At 42.5% G+C, this 22,474-nt stretch carries 24 protein-coding genes and 2 pseudogenes; 17 read left to right on the forward strand and 9 right to left on the reverse strand.

Translation table 11 applies throughout. From position 1 onward, the window contains the following. Positions 1 to 184: 184 nt before the first annotated feature. Both H6G17_RS29200 and H6G17_RS29205 read right to left on the reverse strand, forming a co-directional pair. A complete protein-coding gene (locus tag H6G17_RS29200; RefSeq protein ID WP_199317087.1) occupies positions 185 to 439 on the reverse strand; it encodes a BrnA antitoxin family protein in 255 nt (84 codons plus the stop codon). 16 nt (positions 440 to 455) lie between these two features. Continuing rightward, positions 456 to 830 carry a BrnT family toxin gene (locus H6G17_RS29205; protein WP_199317088.1) on the reverse strand — a complete coding sequence of 125 codons (375 nt, stop codon included), beginning with the start codon at positions 828 to 830 and terminating at the stop codon, positions 456 to 458. A gap of 382 nt (positions 831 to 1,212) precedes the next feature. On the opposite strand from H6G17_RS29205, the gene H6G17_RS29210 reads away from it, so the two are divergent. From H6G17_RS29210 to H6G17_RS29250, 10 genes and pseudogenes are all read left to right on the forward strand, one after another. Continuing rightward, a complete protein-coding gene (locus H6G17_RS29210; protein ID WP_199317089.1) occupies positions 1,213 to 1,419 on the forward strand; it encodes a hypothetical protein in 207 nt (68 codons plus the stop codon). Further along, a complete protein-coding gene (locus tag H6G17_RS34345) occupies positions 1,416 to 1,544 on the forward strand; it encodes a hypothetical protein (RefSeq protein WP_277876113.1) in 129 nt (42 codons plus the stop codon). The genes H6G17_RS29210 and H6G17_RS34345 overlap by 4 nt, the downstream gene beginning before the upstream one ends. Positions 1,545 to 1,697: 153 nt before the next feature. Beyond that, complete coding sequence (locus H6G17_RS29215) at positions 1,698 to 1,973, forward strand: BrnT family toxin (protein ID WP_192162044.1); 276 nt, start codon at positions 1,698 to 1,700, stop codon at positions 1,971 to 1,973. Further along, positions 1,936 to 2,214 (forward strand): BrnA antitoxin family protein, encoded by a 279-nt coding sequence (locus H6G17_RS29220; RefSeq protein WP_192162045.1) that lies wholly within the window; start codon positions 1,936 to 1,938, stop codon positions 2,212 to 2,214. Before H6G17_RS29215 ends, H6G17_RS29220 begins: the two co-directional genes overlap by 38 nt. A 345-nt stretch (positions 2,215 to 2,559) precedes the next feature. Continuing rightward, positions 2,560 to 3,195, forward strand: a pseudogene (locus tag H6G17_RS29225) (IS6 family transposase). Positions 3,196 to 3,326: 131 nt separating this feature from the next. After that, positions 3,327 to 3,515 (forward strand): annotated as a pseudogene (locus H6G17_RS29230) (IS1 family transposase); the annotation flags it as partial. 489 nt (positions 3,516 to 4,004) lie between these two features. Further along, positions 4,005 to 5,708: a GMC family oxidoreductase gene (locus H6G17_RS29235; protein ID WP_192162046.1), complete on the forward strand. Its 1,704-nt coding sequence runs from the start codon at positions 4,005 to 4,007 to the stop codon at positions 5,706 to 5,708. Positions 5,709 to 5,913: 205 nt separating this feature from the next. Next, positions 5,914 to 6,825 (forward strand): glycosyltransferase family 2 protein, encoded by a 912-nt coding sequence (locus H6G17_RS29240; protein ID WP_192162047.1) that lies wholly within the window; start codon positions 5,914 to 5,916, stop codon positions 6,823 to 6,825. A gap of 147 nt (positions 6,826 to 6,972) precedes the next feature. After that, positions 6,973 to 7,308 carry a hypothetical protein gene (locus tag H6G17_RS29245; RefSeq protein WP_192162048.1) on the forward strand — a complete coding sequence of 112 codons (336 nt, stop codon included), beginning with the start codon at positions 6,973 to 6,975 and terminating at the stop codon, positions 7,306 to 7,308. A 43-nt stretch (positions 7,309 to 7,351) separates the two neighbouring features. Further along, the gene (locus H6G17_RS29250; protein WP_192162049.1) at positions 7,352 to 7,531 is read left to right on the forward strand and encodes an IS1 family transposase; all 180 of its coding nucleotides are present in this window, start codon (positions 7,352 to 7,354) and stop codon (positions 7,529 to 7,531) included. A 624-nt stretch (positions 7,532 to 8,155) separates the two neighbouring features. Here H6G17_RS29250 and H6G17_RS29255 read toward each other — a convergent pair. From H6G17_RS29255 to H6G17_RS29275, 5 genes are all read right to left on the reverse strand, one after another. After that, on the reverse strand, positions 8,156 to 9,205 hold the full coding sequence (locus H6G17_RS29255) for a tyrosine-type recombinase/integrase (RefSeq protein ID WP_192162061.1): 1,050 nt from the start codon (positions 9,203 to 9,205) through the stop codon (positions 8,156 to 8,158). A gap of 8 nt (positions 9,206 to 9,213) precedes the next feature. Further along, positions 9,214 to 9,987, reverse strand: coding sequence for a Uma2 family endonuclease (locus tag H6G17_RS29260; protein ID WP_192162050.1), 774 nt, complete (start codon positions 9,985 to 9,987; stop codon positions 9,214 to 9,216). Positions 9,988 to 10,261: 274 nt separating this feature from the next. Then, positions 10,262 to 11,100, reverse strand: a protein-coding gene (locus H6G17_RS29265) for an IS5 family transposase (protein WP_242038669.1) whose coding sequence is annotated in 2 segments (ribosomal slippage) — positions 10,262 to 10,719 and positions 10,719 to 11,100 — 840 coding nt in all. Because the reading frame shifts where the segments join, the coding sequence is not laid out codon by codon here. Positions 11,101 to 11,128: 28 nt separating this feature from the next. Further along, positions 11,129 to 11,947 carry an IS1 family transposase gene (locus H6G17_RS29270; protein ID WP_242038668.1) on the reverse strand — a complete coding sequence of 273 codons (819 nt, stop codon included), beginning with the start codon at positions 11,945 to 11,947 and terminating at the stop codon, positions 11,129 to 11,131. Between the two features lie 42 nt (positions 11,948 to 11,989). Then, positions 11,990 to 15,664 (reverse strand): NACHT domain-containing protein, encoded by a 3,675-nt coding sequence (locus H6G17_RS29275; RefSeq protein ID WP_192162051.1) that lies wholly within the window; start codon positions 15,662 to 15,664, stop codon positions 11,990 to 11,992. Positions 15,665 to 16,058: 394 nt separating this feature from the next. Here H6G17_RS29275 and H6G17_RS29280 point away from each other — a divergent pair, with 394 nt between their 5' ends. The 6 genes from H6G17_RS29280 (at position 16,059) to H6G17_RS29305 (ending at position 19,544) form a co-directional block, all read left to right on the forward strand. Then, a complete protein-coding gene (locus tag H6G17_RS29280; protein WP_192162052.1) occupies positions 16,059 to 16,727 on the forward strand; it encodes a hypothetical protein in 669 nt (222 codons plus the stop codon). A gap of 94 nt (positions 16,728 to 16,821) precedes the next feature. Beyond that, positions 16,822 to 17,424 (forward strand): CVNH domain-containing protein, encoded by a 603-nt coding sequence (locus H6G17_RS29285; RefSeq protein ID WP_192162053.1) that lies wholly within the window; start codon positions 16,822 to 16,824, stop codon positions 17,422 to 17,424. A 158-nt stretch (positions 17,425 to 17,582) separates the two neighbouring features. Next, positions 17,583 to 18,209, forward strand: coding sequence for a hypothetical protein (locus H6G17_RS29290; protein ID WP_192162054.1), 627 nt, complete (start codon positions 17,583 to 17,585; stop codon positions 18,207 to 18,209). Positions 18,210 to 18,222: 13 nt separating this feature from the next. Then, positions 18,223 to 18,396: a transposase gene (locus tag H6G17_RS34940; RefSeq protein WP_347276482.1), complete on the forward strand. Its 174-nt coding sequence runs from the start codon at positions 18,223 to 18,225 to the stop codon at positions 18,394 to 18,396. 101 nt (positions 18,397 to 18,497) lie between these two features. After that, on the forward strand, positions 18,498 to 18,998 hold the full coding sequence (locus H6G17_RS29300; protein ID WP_192162055.1) for an IS5 family transposase: 501 nt from the start codon (positions 18,498 to 18,500) through the stop codon (positions 18,996 to 18,998). 39 nt (positions 18,999 to 19,037) lie between these two features. Continuing rightward, complete coding sequence (locus H6G17_RS29305; RefSeq protein WP_192162056.1) at positions 19,038 to 19,544, forward strand: hypothetical protein; 507 nt, start codon at positions 19,038 to 19,040, stop codon at positions 19,542 to 19,544. 203 nt (positions 19,545 to 19,747) lie between these two features. On the opposite strand, the gene H6G17_RS29310 is transcribed toward H6G17_RS29305, so the two are convergent. Further along, positions 19,748 to 20,797 carry a tyrosine-type recombinase/integrase gene (locus tag H6G17_RS29310; RefSeq protein WP_199317093.1) on the reverse strand — a complete coding sequence of 350 codons (1,050 nt, stop codon included), beginning with the start codon at positions 20,795 to 20,797 and terminating at the stop codon, positions 19,748 to 19,750. Between the two features lie 101 nt (positions 20,798 to 20,898). Between H6G17_RS29310 and H6G17_RS34945 the strand changes: the two genes are divergently transcribed. Beyond that, entirely contained in the window at positions 20,899 to 21,105 is a 207-nt protein-coding gene (locus H6G17_RS34945; protein WP_192162057.1) for an element excision factor XisH family protein, read from the forward strand. Positions 21,106 to 21,262: 157 nt separating this feature from the next. On the opposite strand, the gene H6G17_RS29320 is transcribed toward H6G17_RS34945, so the two are convergent. Further along, on the reverse strand, positions 21,263 to 22,432 hold the full coding sequence (locus H6G17_RS29320) for a tyrosine-type recombinase/integrase (RefSeq protein WP_192162058.1): 1,170 nt from the start codon (positions 22,430 to 22,432) through the stop codon (positions 21,263 to 21,265). Positions 22,433 to 22,474 lie beyond the last annotated feature (42 nt).

A 22,474-nucleotide genomic window follows, 5' to 3' on the forward strand; every position in this document is an offset into this window, starting at 1 on the left:
TGGGGTTTGTCATGACCACACAAAGGACACTTCATCAGACTACTCAAAATCGACTACACCTTGTTTAGTCTAGCAACCCCACACTTCCTCACTGCACGACCGAATTTCTAGCTGATTAGTAGTGGAAAAGTATATGTGCTTTTTATTACATTTTTTTTGGTGATATTTGCTGAGCGGACATACACTACAGTTCTTTGTTGTGGTGGACGTATGTGCGTAACACATCATTAATAAGCGTTTGATAGCCTTTATCCTTGGCGTGTTGCTTGAACCACTGAAGCACATTTGTATCAATCCTAATACTAATTGCTTCGGTTCTTGGTTTTCTCTCTACCAGTTTTGCATTCTTGAAGAAGTCCTCATCCAGCTCTGAAATATCAGAGAAATCAATGTCGTCATCAGACATTGCTTCAATCTCTTTTGCTCGTTGCTCGCTCATACGAGGAATTTCGTCTCTATGTTTGCGTACAGTAGTCATAGTAAAGCTTCTTTTCTTGTTTGGTTGCTCGTCGTGCTGAAATAATTCTGATAGCTGCCTCTCGCTCGGTATAAACAACTGTAAAAACCACAAAATACTGGTTTCTTCCAATCCCGATGTACCTTGTTTCTCCGTAGTCGGCACGACTATCAACTGTCTCGTACGTTGGGTAGTCAAAGATTTCGGTGGCTTCTTCAAAACTAATGCTGTGCTTTGCAACATTCGCTTGATTTTTCTGGTCGTCCCATTCAAATTCCATAAATTTGTATATACCGTAAAGTATACACAAGTTCAATGGCTGAGTCCATTCTCCCGAATCTTGTTCTTTAGGGGCAAGAGGAGCAGCGTCCATTGGTAAAAGCGCCGGAACCGTTTAAATCAGTCGGGCAAGCTCAGAAATTTTTAGCAGCGGCGGAGTTGATCTATCAACATTCTCAGCCCAAAAGACATAATCTCCCTAGTTGTGTGACTAGGGAGATTATGAAGTTAAAAATAGATGAATGGAAGAGGATTACTGGAGTTAGCATCACTAAATAAGGAAATAGCTCAGTATGAAGCCAAAAATACTACCTTTTAACTTTTGAGCTAAATTAAGTTGACAATACCTGGCAGTCAGATCAGGGTCTCAATCTGCAACTGACTGTCTAACAATCTTATTTTAGCCCAGTTAACTGGGCTTGTAAAGCGTTTTAGCCAGTTAACTGGGCTAATGTTACAATTAGCTCGTAGAGGTTATGTTTAAAGATATGCGGGCTGACTATCAGACGAGGTTTAGAAGCACTGACAATGCTTCCGACTTAGCTAAGCAAGCTACTGGCGTAAAACTTCCCAAGGAAATTGATGCTGTTATTAGGGCGCTGCCAGTAGCAGAGCGTAGTGCTTGGTTACGCAGAGTAATTTCGGAGGCAGCAGAGAAAGAGTTATTAAATAAATCCGCATGAATGATAACTCCGAAATCCTCTTCCAACTAGTAGTCAAGAAAGACAGCGACAAGTATACAGCAAGCACTCTTTCTGGTAGCTACAGCGTCACATCTAGTTCTCCCATTGATGCTGTGATGAACTGAGACCTTCAGGTATGCGATTGTTAGATTGCGAATTATCGGGTGAGGCAGTGGTTTGAAGTTGCTGCCGGCTCGTTGAGGAACGAAGTTGCTAAACATGGGTAGCTGTAACGACAATTTGTAGCTACAATAGGAAATTGTAACTGTCGTTCGCTCATGAAATACGAATGGGATGAAGCAAAACGTCTTGCCAAGATTGGCAAGCACGGCATTGATTTTCTTGACATCCCAGATGTATTCGATGGAGATATTTTAACAGTTGAGGATGACCGTTACAGTTATGGGGAACAGCGTTTTATCACACTCGGTTTGTTGCAAGGGCGAGTCATTGCTGTTGTTCATACCGAGCGCCAGGATTGTATCCGAATTATTTCTGCTAGAAAAGCGACGAAATATGAACGACGAATCTACTTCGAGCAACTCTCAAACTGATTGGCAGCGACTGGATGCGATGAGCGATGAAGAGATCGATCTATCAGATTGTCCAGAAATTACGCCAGAAATGTTTGCTAAGGCAGTAGTGCGACGGGGTTTACCTACTGTCAAAACCAAAACTCAGGTGACACTGCGCCTTGATAGCGATGTCCTAGATTGGTTTAAGTCTCAAGGGCGAGGCTATCAAACGCAGATCAATCAATTGCTGCGAGCTTATATGGAAGCGCATCAATCGTAAGCTTTGTTTACCTGCTTTGAAGCCCAGGAGTGATTGCGGCGGGAGCGCAGTTCAAATGCTAACACTCATACGCTTCCGAATGGGTGGTGCTGGGTTGCCCACCTATTGCTTGAGCGATTCTCTACCCCATCGAGCAGAAAATGCATTAAGCCATGCGCTCTCCACAAATCTCTAACTTTCATTCTGCGCTTGCGCATTCATCTAGCTTGCTTTTCCTCAACTGGGCAGTGGCAGGCAAGAAGAACGAGGCAGCATTTCCAGACAGATGCAACCGATTGGTATTGTCAACTTGAGCCGGAAGCAGGATACTTGTAATGCTTCCACTCGGTTCGCGACTCCTGGCTCATGTACTCCCGTTACCGATTCCCCCGTGAAATCATCAGTTACTGTGTCTGGCTGTACTACACCTTCCCATTAAGCTACCGGGACATAGAGAAAATGATGCTGTACCGTGGGATTGAGGTAACATACGAGTCGATTCGGGAATGGTGTGAGAAATTTGGGCAGCAATACGCTAATTAGGTGCGCCGCAAACGCCGATATCTAACCGATAAATGGCATCTCGATGAGGTTGTTGTCACAATCAAAGGAAAGCAATATTACCTGTGGCGAGTAGTGGATTGTGAAGGTAAGGTGCTCGACATCTTGATGCAACGCCAGCGAGATACAAAGGCAGCCAAGCGATTCTTCCGTAAGCTCCTCAAGCAGCAAGGCTTTGTTCCACGAACGATCGTGACGGACAAACTCAAAAGCTACAAAGCTGCTAGAAACCAGATGCTCAAAAGTGTAGAGCACCGCCAGCATAAAGGATTAAACAACCTTTGCGAGAACTCCCACCAACCGACACGAGTGCGAGAGCGACGGATGCGGAAATTCAAATCCCCAGGGCAAGCTCAACGCTTTCTCTCCGCCTTTGGGCTAATTCGAGACCACTTTCACCCCCAACAACATCAGCTCACTGCACCACGATACCGAGAATAACTGCGCCAACGATTTGAGGATTGGCGAGAAGCCGCTTGTCTGAAACCTGCTGCTTAAAATTAGCCAAGCTGGCGACTCAGAATCATCGTGCCGATTTTTGATTTATTCCGTTAAGTTGACAATACCAACGGCATTTACTAGCCGAGCTGCATGAAGTAGGGAAGCAAAAAACCCAGAGAATCGAGCGCAAGCATCTGAGGCTAAGAACACGCATTAAGCGATTAATGCGCAAGACAATTTGCTTTTCCAAAACTGAGAAGATGCATGATTTGGTAATTGGATTGTTTATCAATCGCTACGAGTTTGGGTTATCAATTTAGTAGCAAATAACAAATCTAAAACACTACCGTAAAAATAACTTAATCTACTATTTTTTTTTTCGACTCAAACACTCTACTGATTAAAATAGCTGAACTTTACTTTATCGACGAGTTTTGAGTTACATGAGAACATTAAGAACGTAGCACGAGATAATTCAGCCAGCATTGCTAAAAATGACTCACGACAATTGCAAAATTCACGTATATAGTATTTGTCATGTATATTTGCGATCTTACTAAACCCAAGCTATTTTGGGTTTATCTCTTTAAGAGTTGCTATTTTCTTTCTTTGAGTCAATTTTCTAAAGAACAAGCACGATGAACAATTCCTGATAGTTGTTGATGGAGTAGTATCAATCAGGTATAAAACATGCAAATTGTTCCTACATCCTTTAGACGATCGCTGCAATTCATTTCTAGTAGTTGTTCAGGATTCTCTGGGGCAGAGTAAATAATTAAATAAAAAGAGAAATAATATAGAAGCTAATAATGATTATTGACGCTCACTCTTTACCACCAAATATAAGCCTTGAAGTTGAAGTTTGTATTGTTGGCGGCGGTCCGGCTGGAATTGCTTTAGCTCGTGAGTTTGCCAACCAAAAATTTCAGGTTTGTTTATTAGAAAGTGGTGGATGTAAACTAGAGCAGGACATACAATCTCTAGCTGATGGAAAGGTAATTGGAGATCCCTACCCAAATCTAAGTGAATCACGCTGTCGTCAATTTGGCGGTACCGCTCATACTTGGGGATCGCCAATCGGTTATAAACAATCTGGCTTTCGGTGTTTACCTTTAGACAAAATTGATTTTGAACAGCGCGAGTGGTTACCTTACAGTGGTTGGCCTTTTACAAGAGACGACCTCGACCCGTTCTATCAACGAGCACATCAAGTTTGCCAGTTAGGAGCTTTCACTTATAACGTTGAGGATTGGGAAAAGACTTCAGCGCGTCGATTACCCCTGAAAAGCGATCGCTTCATGACTACAATAAGTCAGTACGCTTCTCGTTCTATTTTTACACATGACTATCAAGAACAGATCGGACAAGCGAGTAATATCACTACTCTTCTCCATGCCACTGTTGTCGAAATTGAAACTGATGAAGTAGCCAAAAGTGTGACTCGTTTACGAGTTACCTGTTCTCAGGATAAGCAGTTTTGGATTTCAGCAAAAGTGTTCGTTTTAGCTACAGGTGGAATTGAGAATGCACGATTATTGCTCCTCTCAAATCGAGTACAGAAAACGGGACTGGGAAATCAAAACGACCTCGTCGGTAGATTCTTTATGGAGCGTCGTCAGATTAGTTGCGGTATGTTACTTCCCTATAGTCGCCGCTTCTTTAATCGGATGAACTTATACGATATTTGCAATGTTAAAGGAGTGCCGGTGATGGCATTAGTTACGCCATCTGAAGATTTAATGCACTGCGAACAACTATTGAACTTTGGAGCACAGTTACTTCTTACGCCTCAACACTATCAAAGAGAAGCTATCCGTTCTCTCAGAACGTTATTAATGTCTATTTCTCATGCAAAGTTACCTAAAAATATGCTGAAGCAACTTAGTAGTGTTATTACTGGTAGCGATTACATTGCTGCTGCTACTTTTTGGGCAGTCATTAGGCAATTACCTGGTTTGCAGAGGGGCTACTTGTCTTATCTCAACTATGAGAAGCGAAGATTTTCTATGCTTGAAGTTGTCTCTCAATTTGAGCAAGCACCCGATCCAAATAACCGAGTTGTACTGAGTCACGAGCGCGATCGGTTGAATCAAAATAAAGCAGAGCTTCACTGGCGGTTAAACGAAATAGATTTTTACACAATTGAAAGAGTCAAGAAAATTTGGGCAGAAGAAGTTGCTCAAGCTGGAATTGGTAAATTTCAGCCTACAGAGGTACTGAAAGCTAAAGAATTGGCTCTGTACCGTCCTTCATGCCATCACATGGGGACAACCCGGATGCACGACAATCCCAGACAAGGTGTTGTTAATGCTGATTGTCGGGTTCATGGGATCGATAACCTATATATAGCTGGCAGTTCGGTCTTTCCTACTTCAGGATATGCAAATCCTACCTTAACTATCATTGCCCTAGCAATTAGGCTCGCTGACCACATAAAAGCCATCCTTAGCGTATCTCCAGGAATCACCAGCAAGAGTTTAGAGGTTGACAACTTAGTTACGAATCAGGGATGAAACATATAGCTATTGGTGCCTGTTGGGTATTACGGTGATGGCTCGACTTATGTTGCGCCGATTAACCGCTTAAATATTTACTTTATAAATCGCCTCTTATTCTTGTCAGCTTGTATTTTCTCAGCCCAGAACCTTCTTCAACTTCTGCTTACTATTGATTTAGAGTAGTTTAGCAATAAAGTTATTATTTGTTGAATAAAAATTTATGTTAAAAACTCCCGTTGTTCTGATAATTTTTAAGCGTCCAGATACTACTAAAAAGGTATTTGAGTCCATTCGTCAAGCAAAACCACTTAAGCTATTAGTAGTGGCTGACGGTCCTCGCACTGAAAGACTTGATGAAGTAGAAAAATGTACTGCTACTCGCAATATTATCGAACAAGTAGATTGGAACTGCGAGGTACTGAAAAATTATTCGGACATCAATTTAGGCTGTGGTTGCCGTCCTGCTACAGGCATCACTTGGGCATTCAATCAAGTAGAAGAAGCAATCATACTTGAAGATGATTGTTTACCACATCCTTTATTCTTTCGTTTTTGTGAGGAAATGCTAGAGAAATACAAAGAGGACACAAGAATAATGCATATTTCTGGCACCAATTTTCAGTTTGGTCGGAGTCGTACAGATTACAGTTACTATTTCTCACGTTATCCGGTTATTTGGGGATGGGCAACTTGGCGTAGAGCATGGAAAAATTTTGACTTTGAGATGAAGCAACTACCAGAAATAATTACAGATCATTGGTTGACTGACATATTGAAGGATAAGAAACATGTTGATTATTGGAAACAGTTATTATTGAGTGTTTATAATTTAAGCAAACCTCACGTTTGGGATTATCAATGGACTTTTAGTTGCTGGACTCAAAGTGGTTTGAGTATTACTCCTCAAGTTAATTTAGTTTCTAATATTGGATATGAATTAAATGCTACTAACACAAGAGAAAGAAACAGCCCATACGCTAATATTCCATCTGAGTTACTAGCTTTCCCCTTAAATCATCCACCTTTTATAATTCAAAATATGGAAGCAGATACATTCGTACAAAAAACTTTATTCAAAAGTAATTTAATTGCTAATTTTAAAACAAAAATAAGAAATATTCTTTCAAAGTAAGGTGGTGATATGAAAGTAGTGGTGAGCTATAAGCTTTGTGCTGTCGGAAGCGTGTAAAATATTAGCTGATGTAATTAACTCCCAAACAATCACTTATAAATTAACGTTTTAATAGCAACTATTTTGGCGTTCTTACTTGATTCATTCATGACTCTATTGTCTAATGTAGTACGACAGCTAGGAGAATTTCCCCCGGAAAACTGTGAAGAACTTCCAGAACGAGCCTGTCCTACCTGTGGTTCTGAACGTCTGATTAGAAACGGTTCAGTTCATAATGGTAAGCCCAAACGTCAATATAAAGATTGTGGTTACCAATTCGTTGATAATCCTACTAAAACTACCATTTCGTCAGAAGTAAAACAGTTAATTGATAAATTCTTACTGGAGAGAATATCGTTGCGAGGAATTGCTAGAGTTACGATAGATAGCTGGCCGTGGTTACAAGATTATGTCAATCAAAGACTAGCTCATACCCCTCGCTAGGTAGAAGTTTCAGGAAAACCGTCAAGTAAATTGATTATTGAATGTGACGCTCTGGTGGTCATTTGTTGATAGCAAGAAAAACGAGGTTTATATCTGGCTAGCGATTGACCGCGATTCTCGAAAAATTGTCGGTTGTTTTGTGGGAGATAGAACTCGAAAATCAGCCCGTCAGCTTGGGGATTCTTTACCAGATGTTTATCAACAATGTGCCACGGAAGCGTAACAAATCAGCATGACTCATACTACATTAAAATCCATTTTTTCTGAATGACTCGTTTATTGAGATTTAAACCGCTTATAAACTTACTCTCTTGTTGCTAATTCTCATTAAGCTATCTATTGTTAAACTCATATTACAAAAGCATACTATTTTGTTACGCTTCCAGAATTTATTAGCTCTTTCAATCAATAATTTCTCTGTTCGCTATTGGATTTACGAACAGCGCAATTTTTATTGATAAAGTTTGTTTATATAATTCATTAGTTATCGATCTCACCTAACTCTGTCTAAAGTATTATATTTAAGCAACACAGTGCCACTAGTGTTGTTAATTAAAGAACCAATAACTTATACATTAAAAGATTTATAATGACTAATTTGTCTTTTGCTCAACTGCGGCAAAAAGCCTTGTCAAAGGGGATTAAAGCTGCTACAAAACTCCGTAAAGCTGAGCTTGTGCAACTTCTTGAAATCAAAAACCTCGGACAGGCAAAAAGCTAGAAATTAGAGCTACGAAATTTGCTGATGTACGGGTGCTGTCAAGGGATTTAAGGAGCAAGTAACAGCAGGCGGATGGTGATATAGAAGTAGTGGTGAGGTAGAACCTTTAGTAAAATGAGAGCATTCTCATTCTAAATCTTGCTGCTCCATTTCTTCTCCAACTGCACGGTAGTAGGCAGCGATCGCTGCCTCTTGTTCGCCACGCAGAGTATAGCGTCGAAAAGCTTTCTCGCTCTGATGTCCGGTCAATTTTCTGGCATGGGTGGGATCGACACCCATTAGCAATAACTCGGTGCTGTAGGTGTGGCGAAAGGAGTGTGGATGCAACTGGGGAATTTCTGCCAATTCACCGATCTTTTCGATGGCAAAGTAGATACCGTGGTAGCTCAATCGTTCTCCTTTACGAGTGGTGTGATGGGAGAGAATTAGGGGGCGATCGCTTGCGCTCTCCTCTCCTTGTTCTTCACGCCAGGATAAATATTCATTGAGTGCATCGCGGCTCCCTTTTCGCAACGGCACTAATCGCGGTTCGTTTGTCTTCGTATCGGCTACAAAAATCAGTTTGCCATCGAACGCACCCACATTGAGGCTGACAATTTCTCCCGCCCGCAAGCCGTGACTCAAAATGTGGAGCAAAGCTAAGTCCCTTTGTTGCGTTTCGCCCAGATACTCGGTTGCCGCCCAGATTCGCCCTACTTGTTCTGCTGTTAAGCTTTGGGCAGGGGGTAAAGGAATTTTTTCTAGCTTCACACTAGCGGCTGGGTTGACGGCGAGGATGTCAGGGTAAGCCTGCACCATCCAACCAAAGAAACTTTTGAGCGTGGCGATCGCGCTATTGATACTGCTTTTAGATAGCGACTTACCCGATTGAGATTGCACTTCCTCCACTAAATAAGCTTTGTACTGGGCGATATGGCGCGGTTTGATCTCACCCCACAGCAGATCGGTCCAGGCAATAAAGCGCCTCAATTCTCGTTCGTAAACCTTGCGCGAGTTAGGTGCTAAGTTGTTACTGTTGATAAACTCTCTAACTTTAGTCACGCGGATATCAGTTAGTGCCGTCCCAATTTTGGCAGGTCTACCCCGTCTGGGTTGAGATGGGGGCGCAGCATCCAAGCTACCAGAATTAAGCGAAATTACTTTGATGGGTGGTAGGCGATCGCTATTGTCCATTATAGTCATACCTAAACGAGATCGGGATCTTCACCTAATTCCCGCAGCTTTTGTGCCAGTCGCTCCGCCCGTTGGCGCTCTGTTTCTGCTCGTTGACGCTCTGACGCGGCTTGTTGTTGTTCCTGCGCGGCTATTTCCTCTGGCAGCAGGACTAAATTGAAGGCGCGATCGTAGAAGCGCAGCCAATCACAAGTTCCTGTGGGTGGCTCTCGGCAGATACTACCTTGCCAAGCCCCCAGCCACAATTCTAAAGTTTCGCACCACAACCAACCGCGCTCGTTCGGGATCAGGGGCTGGTAGCCGCGCCCTAATTCCAAGTGCCATCCCGTCAGCGAGTCGGTAGCAAAAGGATCGTATATAAAGTAATCTGGAGTGCGGAACACCCGTTCGTATAAATCTTTTTTCACTCCGCGATCCACATTTGCCGTACTGGGTGACAGTAATTCGACAATCACATCGGGATAGCGCCCGTCTTCTTCCCAGACAACCCAGCCCTGGCGCTCGCGATTGCCATCTACACCCAAAGCGACAAAAAAATCTGGATCGCGAAAATCGCGATTCATTGCTTGATTGCGGCTGTAGTAGACAAACATATTGCCGCCAGCAAAAAAGTCCGATCGCCCAGATAGTGCCGAGAGTGCCGAATCGATCAACACGTTCATCGCAATCCGGTGGCGGTTAGTCTCCAAAGGTTCTCCATCATCAAAAACGAGATCGCTGGGTGGTTCTGGTGCTAGCCAGTCTACTACATACTTTTCCTGCCCAATTGCGGTTTCGTGGGACATGGCGGCTGGAGGCAATCTGCCTCATCGAGGTGAGCGACGAAAACCGAGTCGATCGACTTATGAATTGGTCAACTTATGGTTTCAGTTTCACCAGTATATCACCCCCTATATATAAAATAAAATACAATTATCTTTTATCCGACTAAACTACGACTAAATTCGGAATAGTACAAGTGTTCTATAGAGTGAACGTCTGAAGTTGGGTAGTGATATGGAAGTAGTGGTGAGGCTTAAGTCCTTGTCACTTCTACATTATACCTCTTGCAAAAGGGGTTTAAGCTGCGCCAAGCTTGGGAAGCCGTAGTTCATAATTGTACAAAGCAGCAATGAGATTAAACCTCAAACTAAATCTTTTTCGTCGGTTTCTATAAGTGAGAGACAAAATTTTAAATACCTTAAGTTTACGATGTATATGCTCACTTACTACGCGAATTCTTGCCAACTCACGGTTCTTCTTCTTCTCGTCTGCACTTAACTTACCTCCTCTTGGTTTCTTTTTAGGAGTTTGACTGAAACTGTGAAGATTTTGAATTCCTTGATACCCTTTATCTCCCAGTAGTTTTGTCTTTGCTTTCAATTGAATCTTACTGGTTTTATATAATTTGAAATCATGCTGTTTTCCCTTGCCATGTGCTGTACACAGGATTTCTCTAGTACTGACTTCTGCTACGACTTGAGCTTTAAATGTGTGTTTTCTCTTTTTGCCACTATAAAATCTTTTTTGTTTTTTTTCGGACGTTCTATCGGCGTTTCTGTCACGTCAACTACCACGACTTTTATTTGACTATCAGCAGCAACTAGCTTTTTCTTTCCAGGTAGTGTAAAGGCTCTTGAGGTAATCAGACGATCTTCAGTTCTCTTAATAATTCGGTATGCTGTTGATTCATTCACTCCCCAAGATTGCCCAATATGAAAATAAGTCCGATACTCCCTCCAGTATTCCAATGTCATTAATAATTGGTTTTCTAGGCTCAACTTGCTTGGTCTTCCTGGTGGTTTGTGTGACTCCGCTTGTCTTAAAACTGATATCATTGCCTCGAAAGTTTCAGGTCGCACGCCACATAAGCGTTTGAACTCTGATGGTTTCAGATGTTTTACTGCATCGTAGGTCATGGTTTTTGATCTACTTGTCTCACCTTCCTTACCCTTTTGCAAGAGGTCTATTGTAGCCATGAATGAAGTACCAAATCGCTCCAATATGATTGTTCAGCTTTTTGGAGAATGATAGGCTTTCTCTCACCAGTCGAGAAACTCGCTGTCTCAAGGTATTATTCAACCTTTCGATATGATTAGTTAGACCTGTTTGTTTATCGACTGCTCGATGACTTTTAGAGGGAATAACTGTTTTATAAGCCTGCCAAAAGTCTGTATAGACAAGGGCAGATTGTTGATAGATTTCGGGTAAAGAAGTCCATAATTTACGGGCTGATTTTCTCGTTCTATCTCCTACAAAGCAACCAACAATTTTTCGAGAATTGCGGTCAATTGCTAGCCAAATATAAACCTCATTTTTCTTACAGTCAACAAATGACCACATCTCATCGCATTCAACCACCAATTTACCTAGTATTTTTCCTGAAAGCTTGATCTGGCGCGGAGTTTGAGCTAGCTTTTGATTAACATAATCTTGTAACCAAGACCAACTCACTTGAGTCACCCTGGCAATTCCTCGCAACGATATTCTCTCAAGCAAGAGCCGATCGATCAACTGCTTGGTTTTCTCTGAAACAGGTGAGTTAGTAGGATTGATAACAAATTGGCGACCACAGCTTTTACACTGATATTTTGGCTTGCCATTATGAATTGAACCATTTCTAATCACCTGCTTAGAGCTACAGGTAGGACAGACTTGTTCTGAAGGTTTTTCACATATTTTTTGAGATGGTTCTACAACCTCTGGTGTTAATTTAGGTAGTAGTAATCCAAATGAGTAAAATAAGAACGCTAAAATTGTTGTCATCAAAAATCCAAATCACAGGGAATTATACGAGAATTATTTGTATTAGCTAATATTATACAGGATGCTGATGGGACAAGGGTTCTGCCTCACCACTACTTCCATATCACTACCGTATCGCTGATAGTCATTTTCGTTAGCTTCAACTGATAAGTAATCCTTGAAATCAGGAATAACTTCCTCTATCAAATCCTTTCTCAAAAATTTCAACGTCCCTGCTGCTTGCTGATAGGTTGCTATATCTTGAGAGTTCAGGACTAGCGATTTTAGAGTGGCGATGGTTGTGGAGTCTTCTGCGCCAGTTTCCACTAAGCACTTTGCCGTAGACAAAAGGATTTCTTCATCCTGAGAGTTCTGGGCTAACGAACTTGAAGTTTCGATGACTCTCGGGTTGCCTGGATTAATTTCCTGTAATGTCTCTGCTGCTTGCAAACGGACATCTTCAGGCTGATGAGAGTTTTGGGTTAACGATTCTAGAATTTCGATGACTTTCGGGTTGATTGGATTGATTCTCTTTATAACCCTTCCTGCCACCGCAATGACATGTGTTTGCTGAGAATTCTGGATTAAGCATTCTAGAATTTCGATGACTTTCGGGTTGCCTGAGTCAATTTTTGTTAAACCCAATGCCACTTGCCCATGAATAGATTTACTCTGAGGAAGTTGGACTAAATTAATTAGAGCCTCGATGATTTTAGGGTGGTTTAAGTCAATTAACCATAAATTACATTCCACTTGCTCACGGGTATCTTTGGACTGCAAGTTCTGGATTAATTCAACTGAAGCATCGCTGACTTTAGGGTTGTCTGGGTTAATTTTCCCTAAAGCTGATACCGCTTGCCAACGGGTCTTTTCAGGCTGAGAGTCATGGAGGAATTGAACTAGAGCATTAATAACTTCGGAGTTATCTTTGGTGGCAATTTCCCCTAAAATCATCATCACTAGCCTAAGGATTTCTTCAGACAGAAACCATTGGATTAATATAACTAGAGCAGAGATGGCTATCGAGTCATCGTTGGGAATTTCACATAAAATCTTTACTATATTCCAAGAAGTATATTCATTCCGAAACTCCTCGATTAACATAACTAACTCAACTAGAGCAGAGATAGCTATCGAGTTACCTTTGGCAATTTTATATAAAGTATTTGCCGCATTCTGAGGAGTATATCCATTCGGATACTCTCGGATTAACCTAACTAGAGTATGGATAGCTTTGGAGTTGCCTTCATCAATTCTCCCTAAAATTGATGCCACATGAAAATTGATATCATCAGACTCAAACCGATCGATTAACAATTTTAGTTCCTTGATGGCTTTGAGGTTGCCTTCAGCAATTTCCTCCAAAGCACCTGCTATCCCCCAGATATTTGAAGACTGAGGAGAGTTTTGGATTAAATCAACTAGAGCCTCAAGTAGAGCATCAATGGCTGTATCGATAGCTGTGGAGTTGCCTTTGACAATTTCCCCTAAAATACGTGCCGCTTGCCCAGGGTTAAATTTATCCTGAGAGTTTTGAATTAGCGCAACTAGAGTATAGATGGCTGTGGAGTTGCCTTTGTCAATTCTCCCTAAATTACCTGCCGCATGCAATTGGATATACTCAAACTGAGACTGATCGATTATCCTAGTTAGACCATTGATGGCTCTTGTGCGCTCCGTCTTTGGAAATACTGCAAATGCTTCCCATAACTCTTCTTGTATAACAAAACGACGACTGAGAATCAACCGAACCATCCGCTCTATAATTTCATCCGCCCTGGAAAAGTTAAACTCAGCAATTCCCTTTGCAGCTAGAAAATAGGCTCTATAATGATAAAAATCCCCGCAGCCGTCGTCAAACTCTACCAACGCCTGGATAAACTCCTCTTTGTGCTCTTTTTCCACATCCTCTCGCCCCAGCCACAGCAAAATCACCTCTTCCCACTTCGGCTCAAATATGCGGTAACTGGCATCAGGGTGATTGCGGTTGTTGGGAATGTGTTTCAGGAAAAAGTGCCAATCGTCAATTTCCCACGCCGCAAAATATTCCTCAAACGTCGGATGAAAAAACGTATAAACGTTTTCACCCGTATTGTACTTTTGCGCCACATTATTCAGCAAGCCGAGATTGAGTGCGAGGTGAAACAGGGAACCTTTATCATTCGGCAAGCCTAAGTGGTCAGTAATTTTACTTTCCCGCAACCAGAATCGGGAATCACCCTCGCCAATATCCCATTTTGCCAAGCGTTTTAAAGCCTTGTCTAACTCTTCTTGTTTGCTGCTCTCAAAACGGCTTATGTCCCAGTTGTAGACCTTCTTCACAATCTGGTGGTAGAATTCAAATCTGGTCTGCGGTAATTTCCCCTCCCGACTCAGCCAAATGAAACACAACAGCCACAGCATGAGAGGATTTTGCACAAAGTTCCGCAACCATTGTTCTGCTGTGCCCAATTCTGCCTTTAACTGTTTCCCTACTTTAGGGTCACTATCGCAAAACCATTTGTCGATAAACTTATTTACTTGTAGGGGATAGTCAAAGTCTAGTAGATCATAGGCTTCAAACTCTTCTGTTAAAAGATTGCCATCTTCATGCCAAATATTCTGCCGACAAGTTAGTACCACATGCGCTGATGCCACCCAACTTGTCAGCTGGGATTTAAGCTCTTTTCGGGGATTGCCTGATGCCATTTCATCCAAACCATCCAACAGTAGCCACACTCGCCGACTCTTGAACAAATCTACCAGTTCCGACTCGTCTTCTGGAGTAGTGTGTGGCTCCTCCAAAGCCTGCGGGAGCACTGTTTTTAGCAAATGGTCTCCTATTGATTGCCCTCTTAGATCGGCTAGAGATATCCAAATCACTACATTTTTAGTCTCTTGCTGTCTTGGCAGCTCAATCTCTCCCAACTTCCAGGAGTAAATGTGTTGCAGTAGTGTTGTTTTCCCAGCACCAGGTTTCCCAATCAAGGCAATGCGTTGACCCTTAGTCTTGCCTTCCCCTCGCTCTAGAATTTGAGTCAAAAAAGCATCATGCTCAAAGTAGTTCTTCTCTTCATGCTGCCGCTTATGCTCAAAGTGGTTCTTCTCTTCATGCTGCCCCTTATACAGACTTAATTTGGCTGCTGAGGAAGATTCACTACTGTGTTTATCCCGTTTTGTTCGCCGCGCCAGTGCCAGATGGACGTAAATCTGCTGGCGCTGGAGTATAGCATCTTCATATCCATTATTTAGCCTGTTGCTGGTCAGCTGTTGGTGGTTATTAAACAGCTTTCTGCACCTATCGTGCCAGACATCTAGTGCAGCATCCTCACCCATCCTCTTTTGCTCAACTTGCCACTTATGAAATTTTATATTCCACAACCACTTGTGCATCTGTTCCCAAGGGCTTTTACCCTTTGGATATCTTCCAAGTTTCTCGTTCTTCTTAATAGGAGGATCCTTCTTCTTAATAGGAGGACAACCTTCATCCTTGAACACCTTGTATAGCTTATTCAACACTTTTGTGTCCAACGTGTTTCTGAATTTCTCCCTCCTGTTTTTAGTAGCTCTTGCTTTGTCATTTCCATATTTTTCAGAATACTCTTTATATTTCCATAGCGCTCCCATAACTTGCTTGTGTTGCAGCGTCGAATCCTTAACAAACCTTTGCAGGAATACCTCTCGTTCGTCACCCTCGAATCCGCATCTGTTGGCTATGTCTGTTAAAAACTCAGACTCCGATTTATCTGACAAATCCATAAAAACATTGGGTTAACTATCTACAGCTAATTATAGTTGGCTATTGCTTCAATTGAAGCAATAGAAAAATAAAAAACTTCTCCAATTACTACCTAGTAATTCACTAATGATAGCACTGTACAGCAAATAAGTTTGTTTAAACAGATTTTGTTGTAGTTCAGTGCTGAAAAGCGTTTGCAAGAACAATTGTTATTAGTTTTTATTAAATATACCCTGGTTTTAGCATTTTTTCTGTTTGTTTTTGTAAAAAATCTGTTTTCTGTTTCTATCATTTTGGTCTGAAATTTTTTAAAGTAGAACACAGAGAAAAGACCAATCAAAAGCGAAAGCTAACTCTTCACTGGCAGAGTAGCAAAAGCAAAATCTTTTGAGTCGTAAATTAAGGAGAACAACAATGTCTAATAGCAATCACAGAGTCAGCATGAAACGCAAAATAACTCTACTTGCGCCAGTGATAGCAAGCATTGCTATCACTGGCGCAAGTTTGCCAGCATCAGCTACTGTATCAAACACAAATGAGCAAGATTTGACAAGTGGACAACAATCAGTACTACTGTTAGCAAACTTAACTGATGCTGAAAAGAGAGAGGCTAGACAAGATGCAATGCTAAGTCCTGGTTATCAACGCAGGTTAAAGGAAATGAAAAAACTGTTCAATGAAATAGCACAAAAGAAAGATGAGATAGAAGAAAAGAAAGATGAGATAGAAAAAAAGAAAGATCAGATAACAGAATTGGAGAGAAAGCGTGATTACCCTAGAAAAATAGCTCTTGAGGCTCAAATAAAAATTCTTGAGGCTCGTATAAGAAAACTTGTGTCTGATAAAGAAAAACCTGAATCTAGGATAAGGGATCTTCAAAGCGAACAAGATGAGATAGTGCGAAACTATGAAGATATGCAGCGCAAGCTACGCCCTCAACGAGAGCCATCACCGTCGTATCATACGGCACCGTCGGACCCAGAGTCGCCGTCGTATCATACGGCACCGTCGGACCCAGAGTCGCCGTCGTATCATACGGCACCGTCGGACCCAGAGTCGCCGTCGTATGGTGGGGCACCGTAGCGACCAGAGTCGCCGGACGAATAGACCTTCACGGCGTTAAAACTATCTCAAAGTTAACCTACAAAAACCTACCAAGTAACAAGGAGTATTCAAAATGAATCCTAGGATGCAAAATCAAGAAAGTCATAAAAGCTTTAAAGTTGATCGATACCAGAAGCGCGCTGTCTCAGAATATAAATACATCTTTAAAAATTTCAAAAACCCCTTTCAAGTTTTTCTTGCTTTATCTATTGCACTTTCAGTTAACTTCTTATTAGTAGATGTAGATAATAAAGCAATGGCCGATAGTATTACAGGAGGTGAATGTAAAAACCTAAATCTCAAACCGGGAGACAGTTACGAGCTAGCGGGAGAGTGTAAAAAGGCTGATGGCACATACGAAAAGGAAACAACTGTAAATCTCACAGCACATATTAAGAGTGTTGACGGAACTTTAGATTGGACTAGATCGGGTGAAAGGGGGGATTTTAATAAAAATGAGCAATGTACTGAGATAAAACTTGACGAGGATAAAGCATACCTTACAGCATCCTGTAAAGATAAAAACAGTAATCGAGTATCTGCGGTACTTGATCTAAGTAAGGAAATTGTTAACAGTGGTGGGTGGTTGAAAAGGAAGACCCACCCAGATCCTGCCGACAATGTTGATTCTTGTTATTTTGTGCCAGGGCAACCTCCATTTACTAGGTGCTGGTAGTCCTAACGCTTATCTCAGATATTATCCTACTAAAAACTAACTAAAACATACCTGATTCGTGTTGATTAACTTCTAGAAGGTTAACTTCTGGAAAGAGATTTAAATAAGGAGTCAATGTGGAATTCTGCGACAGAGCTAGTGTAATGAGGAAGAATATCATGTATATCTTACCGCTGATTAACAAGCTATTTAATCCAATAAGACAGTTGTTGAAAAAATCAACTTTCACTGTTTTGTCTTTAGGAATTGCTGCTGGCACTATTATATTAAAAACCGAACCAGCATCGGCGTATTGTGCTAATAATAATTCAAAGGAAGCTATTACGGTACTGCAATTACCTATTAGCGCTGAATCTTTTAAGGCAGTAATTAAGCCAGGAGAAAGCAAATGTTGTGCGTGGGATAATAAGGAATGTACAGGCGAAGAAAAAGAGCGATATGGACAAACAAGTTTTTTAGTATACAAAGGAGAAGCAAACATTGATGCACTCTCAGTCGCACAATTTGTAAAAGAATTGTCTTTGGAGGTTGCTAATGCTATAGATCCTGAAAGATCGGGTAAACTTGTTAAGGGTGCTGTTGCTGCTATTAACAAGCTCGAACAAATCAATGTATTGGGAAAGGCACTTGGATATCCTTCAAAAGACAACCTTATAGGAGCATTGGAAACTTATAACGGCGGTATGATTACGTATGACGGTAATCAGGTTTTAGGATGTTGGAGTGGATCGCAATGCAAAGAACAAAATGTTAACGGTGACGGAACAGAGGGTTACCAGCCCTAGACTGATGTAAAAAATGAGATCGTGCAGTATACAAGTGTGGGACTGCTACTTGCCTAAAAAGAAGCAAACGCGACCGCCAAAGTGGACAAAACGCCAAATCTTAGATGGGGTGTTCTATCAACTGAAAAATGGCTGTAATTGGGGCGACTTACCTAAAGACTTACCGCCTTATTCAACTGTCTTCTGACACTATAAGCAGTGGCGCTGTGAGGGAGTGTTAGATGAGATTATGACTGCACTCCACGCTCAAGTGCGACAACGTACCCAAAAAAAACGAACTGGACACAATTGCTAATCATCGACTCACAAGCGGTGAAAAATACTGATACTGCCAGTGTTGAGTCGAAAGGATTTTGTTATTACAAGTGTACTAATGGTATCAAACGACATTTAGCCGTCGATACGCTGGGATTACCATTTTTTACGCACTGCACGAGTGCGAATGTGACCGATGACCAGGGCTTAGTTGAACTATTAAGTCGCAACTTAAATTACTTGCGCGCCAAACCAGTCAACATTCCCAAAAGACGAGTGGTCGGCGATAAAGGCTACAGTAGTGGTACTATCCGTCGCTATTTGCGACGACGCGGTATTCGCTTCACGATTCCACGCAAGTCAAATGAACGTAAACGGGGAAAGTTTGACAAATCGATTTATCGTCAGCGCAACCAAGTTGAGCGATGCTTCAACCGCTTAAAGCAATTCCGCCGCATTGCTACGCGTTATGAGAAAAAAGCTGATAACTACCATGCAATGCTGACTCTAGCCTCCATACTTCTATGGCTATAGTCTTAAAACAGACCCTAGTAAAGAACAAGGAGTAAAATCATGAATTTCAATATGCCAAAAAGTCAAGAACAGTTAGAACAACTACAGGATAATGAGTTAGAAGCGATCGCGAAGGGGGGACTTGACCACCTAGTAAAAACCCCCCCCTTACGAGGTAAGGTCGTCAGGTGGGCAGTCGTGGCTACATCCGTACTAGGGATCTCTGTTGGTTTAGCTATGCCATCTCTGGCACAATCTGGATACTTAGTGGCAGAAGGATCACTAAAACGTGAGAAAGAATGCACGGAGCGAGGAGATTTCTTTCAAATCTATCAAGCAGAAGGGGCAAGGATAGACGACATAGAGCCTACAATGTGCTTCTCTGGTCCTGGTAGTTACGATAAATTCCGTATCGCTGACGTGGAGCTTATTTACACAGGAAACAATGCTGGCTTTGTTGTCACTAACCACGGAGGATTCGACTTCAAAAAAAAAGAACGTATTAACTTCCTTGAGAAAATAGGTAATGAAAGAGTAACCATTCTCGGTATAACGCTATCCCCCTAGCCTTGAAATAGTACAAATTGGACAACCCTGATTAAACTTGACACACATTGACCCTTGGACTAACATCCCTATGAGGGTTGTCCAATTTGTACAGGATTTTTCGTATTACAGTTGTATTTAGGCAGAAGAAAGACTTGCTCGTTTTTGAAAATGCCAGTAACGCGCAGTAGCTTGATGGGACAGAACCAAAGGGCGATCGCGCGTCAATTCTCTTCGGGCTGTTCGTTATTCCCTTCATCCTCACCGATTGCCCTTAAGTAAGCCTGGGCAGCAGCAAGTTTTAGCGATCCCTGCGTATAGCGCCTGTAGACCTTATCTGTCTTAATCCCCATTAACTCCTTTCCATATAAAGGATCGACACCCGCTCGCGTGATGGTATTACCAAAAGAGTGCCGAAAATGGTGCGGTTTTAACTCCTCTATCGTCGCGCTCGCCGCCACTTTCTTCACCATTTTATAGAGTCCGTTGTATCCCAATCGCTCTCCACTATGCTTGGGGTCTTGGCACAGAAACATGGGGCGATCGCTCGTGGGAGTAAATATTCCTCCAACAGAGCGCCGCCACTCCAAATAAGCTTTTAAGTGCTGTCTTGCCTCTCGGCTCAAGGGGACTTCGCTGACGTTTTGCCCCTTGGAACGATGCACGAGCAATCTCTTGCCATTCCAATGCTTGACATCCAAGGCTGATAATTCAGAAGCCCTCAATCCGTGAGAGAGAATAGCGACGATCGCCCGATCGCGAATGCCGGTCGGCCGCTGACAATCGAGGAAGTGCCAAATCTCAGCCATGTCTTCCTTGTCAATGTCTAGGGCTTGTGGTTCTTCAAGGCGCTCTTTGCCAATCGCATCAGTCGGGAGAGGTTGGTTGACTGGAAAACCGTTGCTGCGCCGCAACCACTGGTAAAACGAGCGCAAAGTGTCGAGCGCGTGGTTAATCGAGGTAGGCTTTAGCCCCTGTTGCTTTAGTTGGACACGATACTTACCAAGATCGCTAGCACTTACGTCCAGCCAAGACTTGTTGCACCAGCGGATAAATTTTTTCAGTTGCTGCCGATACGAGCGCTGCGTATTCTCCGCCTTCCCCATCTGCCGCAAAAACTCTTCAATTTGCCAATGGCGTAAGTCGGCAAGAGTGTCTTTCTGCTTTTGGCGCAGTTGCTCCTGCTGTCGCCCGCCGTCAAGGGGAACGATAACGATGGGTAGAATCGGGTTGTCAGAGGACAGATCGCTCATAGTAGGTAAAGATAACTTCACTTATCTTTCTCTGATTATTCTCAGAATATTAGCATCAATGTCCTCAAGAATGCTATTTTCGCAGATAATAAAATGAAGCAATCCTTCGCTTTTGGAGAGCAGTGGCCAGAGATGCCTTTCACGCTGTTGTCAGAGTAGCCCTGGAGAGACAGGGATGGAGCATCACTCACGATCCCTACTCCCTACGAGTTGGTGGGGTAGAAATGTTTGTTGACCTGGGGGCAGAAAGACTGATTGCCGCTGTCGAAATCGATTTGGATCGAGATCTCAAATCATTTCGATCTCAGAATTCTAGAATTCTCATATAGTAAGAGTTTCAAACTACACCAAATTCACCAATTTTTTCAGTAAATTCGCTCTTACCCTTGTGTTGCTTCAGTTTTCAAGGATGAGATCGCAATGGTTTAGGATCTCAAACCATTTCACACCCTGATACACTTGGGTCTGACCGATCGGCGTGTAAGTCTAACTCCGATCCTTTTGAGCGATCGCTTTTCTGTAAGCAGCCTCAGCCGCCACCCCACGACCGTATTCGCTGTAACGTCGGAAAGCACTTTCCGATTCGTGCCGCGTCAACTTTCGTGCTAGATAACTGTCTATGCCCATCAGTACCAAGCGAGTGGCAAAAGTATGACGTAACTGATGTGGATGAACTACCAGCAATCGTTGGGCTTTTGTTTTCAACTGGGGTGGTAGATACGCCAAGGCGAATTGGGGAAAATGAGCTGGATTGCTGCAAGCCAAAAATGCTTGTATTTGTAGAAATTGAGATTCATCTTGACAACTAGGCAACTCGTGTCGTCCAAACCAATCTTGAATCAGCATTCCACAAGCAATGTGTCCCAAGTCTCGTACCATTTTATAAATGCCATCGTATCCCAAGCGTTGTGCCTTCAGCTTTGGCTTTGGGGAATGGGAGAGGAATAGCGGTTCGTTTGGTTCCATAGTTTTGTTTTCTTGCTGCCTTGCTTCCAAGTAGTTGTCTACAGCAAGAGATGATTCTGGAGCTAGGGGAACCCAACCAGTGCTATCGTGCTTGGCTTGTCGGATAAACACCCGCTCGCCGTCATAGTCAGCTACGTTCAGATGTGAAACTTCTTCGGCTCTCAACCCATGTTCCAGCACGGCGAGGATTGCCCGATCGCGCAATTGCATTTCGCCTCGATATAAAAGCGATTCATACAGAGCTTCGACTTCGGAATCTGACAAATGCTGTGGTTGTGGCTTTTTCTGCGGCGGGATTGTAACAGCAGTTGTCGGATTTTCATTAATGTAGTAGCTGGCAGCCATCCACTTGAAGAAGCTTTTGAGTGCAGTCATCGCAACTGCAATTGTAGAAAGCGATCGCTGCTGCTTTCCACTGTCGGTAGCACGAGTCTCTAAGTCATGTTTGTAATTGGCAATATCGCGACCGTTGATGTCGTTCCATGCCTTATCAGTCCAGTCTACGAAACGCTTCAGTTCGCGCTCGTAGGCTTTTTTCGTATTCGGTGCGATCGTTCTAGCATGGAAAAATTCTTCCACGCGCAACCAGCGTAAGTCACGAGAGGGTTGAGTTGGCTTTGAGGATGAAAGGGGCATTGAGCCGAGATCCGTGTAAAAATCGGCAATATGGTCTGGAAACTCTTGATACATCTAAGTTTCATCTATTTGACTTGCTTCAATCATTCCAAAAAT

It is taken from the genome of Chroococcidiopsis sp. [FACHB-1243] (genome assembly GCF_014696895.1).
Classification (GTDB): Bacteria; Cyanobacteriota; Cyanobacteriia; order Cyanobacteriales; family Chroococcidiopsidaceae; genus Chroococcidiopsis.

What these genes read in the sequence shown, in the direction of transcription:
- H6G17_RS29210 (WP_199317089.1), top strand. Translation starts at nt 1,213, where the DNA reads ATGTTTAAAGATATGCGGGCTGACTATCAGACGAGGTTTAGAAGCACT.
- H6G17_RS29280 (WP_192162052.1), top strand. Translation starts at nt 16,059, where the DNA reads ATGTCTAATAGCAATCACAGAGTCAGCATGAAACGCAAAATAACTCTA.
- H6G17_RS29320 (WP_192162058.1), bottom strand. Translation starts at nt 22,432, where the DNA reads ATGTATCAAGAGTTTCCAGACCATATTGCCGATTTTTACACGGATCTC.
- H6G17_RS29305 (WP_192162056.1), top strand. Translation starts at nt 19,038, where the DNA reads ATGAATTTCAATATGCCAAAAAGTCAAGAACAGTTAGAACAACTACAG.
- H6G17_RS29260 (WP_192162050.1), bottom strand. Translation starts at nt 9,987, where the DNA reads ATGTCCCACGAAACCGCAATTGGGCAGGAAAAGTATGTAGTAGACTGG.
- H6G17_RS29205 (WP_199317088.1), bottom strand. Translation starts at nt 830, where the DNA reads ATGGACGCTGCTCCTCTTGCCCCTAAAGAACAAGATTCGGGAGAATGG.
- H6G17_RS29285 (WP_192162053.1), top strand. Translation starts at nt 16,822, where the DNA reads ATGAATCCTAGGATGCAAAATCAAGAAAGTCATAAAAGCTTTAAAGTT.
- H6G17_RS29245 (WP_192162048.1), top strand. Translation starts at nt 6,973, where the DNA reads ATGACTCTATTGTCTAATGTAGTACGACAGCTAGGAGAATTTCCCCCG.
- H6G17_RS29200 (WP_199317087.1), bottom strand. Translation starts at nt 439, where the DNA reads ATGAGCGAGCAACGAGCAAAAGAGATTGAAGCAATGTCTGATGACGAC.
- H6G17_RS29270 (WP_242038668.1), bottom strand. Translation starts at nt 11,947, where the DNA reads ATGACAACAATTTTAGCGTTCTTATTTTACTCATTTGGATTACTACTA.
- H6G17_RS29290 (WP_192162054.1), top strand. Translation starts at nt 17,583, where the DNA reads ATGTATATCTTACCGCTGATTAACAAGCTATTTAATCCAATAAGACAG.
- H6G17_RS29215 (WP_192162044.1), top strand. Translation starts at nt 1,698, where the DNA reads ATGAAATACGAATGGGATGAAGCAAAACGTCTTGCCAAGATTGGCAAG.
- H6G17_RS29240 (WP_192162047.1), top strand. Translation starts at nt 5,914, where the DNA reads ATGTTAAAAACTCCCGTTGTTCTGATAATTTTTAAGCGTCCAGATACT.
- H6G17_RS29275 (WP_192162051.1), bottom strand. Translation starts at nt 15,664, where the DNA reads ATGGATTTGTCAGATAAATCGGAGTCTGAGTTTTTAACAGACATAGCC.
- H6G17_RS29235 (WP_192162046.1), top strand. Translation starts at nt 4,005, where the DNA reads ATGATTATTGACGCTCACTCTTTACCACCAAATATAAGCCTTGAAGTT.
- H6G17_RS34345 (WP_277876113.1), top strand. Translation starts at nt 1,416, where the DNA reads ATGAATGATAACTCCGAAATCCTCTTCCAACTAGTAGTCAAGAAAGAC.
- H6G17_RS29220 (WP_192162045.1), top strand. Translation starts at nt 1,936, where the DNA reads ATGAACGACGAATCTACTTCGAGCAACTCTCAAACTGATTGGCAGCGA.
- H6G17_RS34940 (WP_347276482.1), top strand. Translation starts at nt 18,223, where the DNA reads ATGAGATCGTGCAGTATACAAGTGTGGGACTGCTACTTGCCTAAAAAG.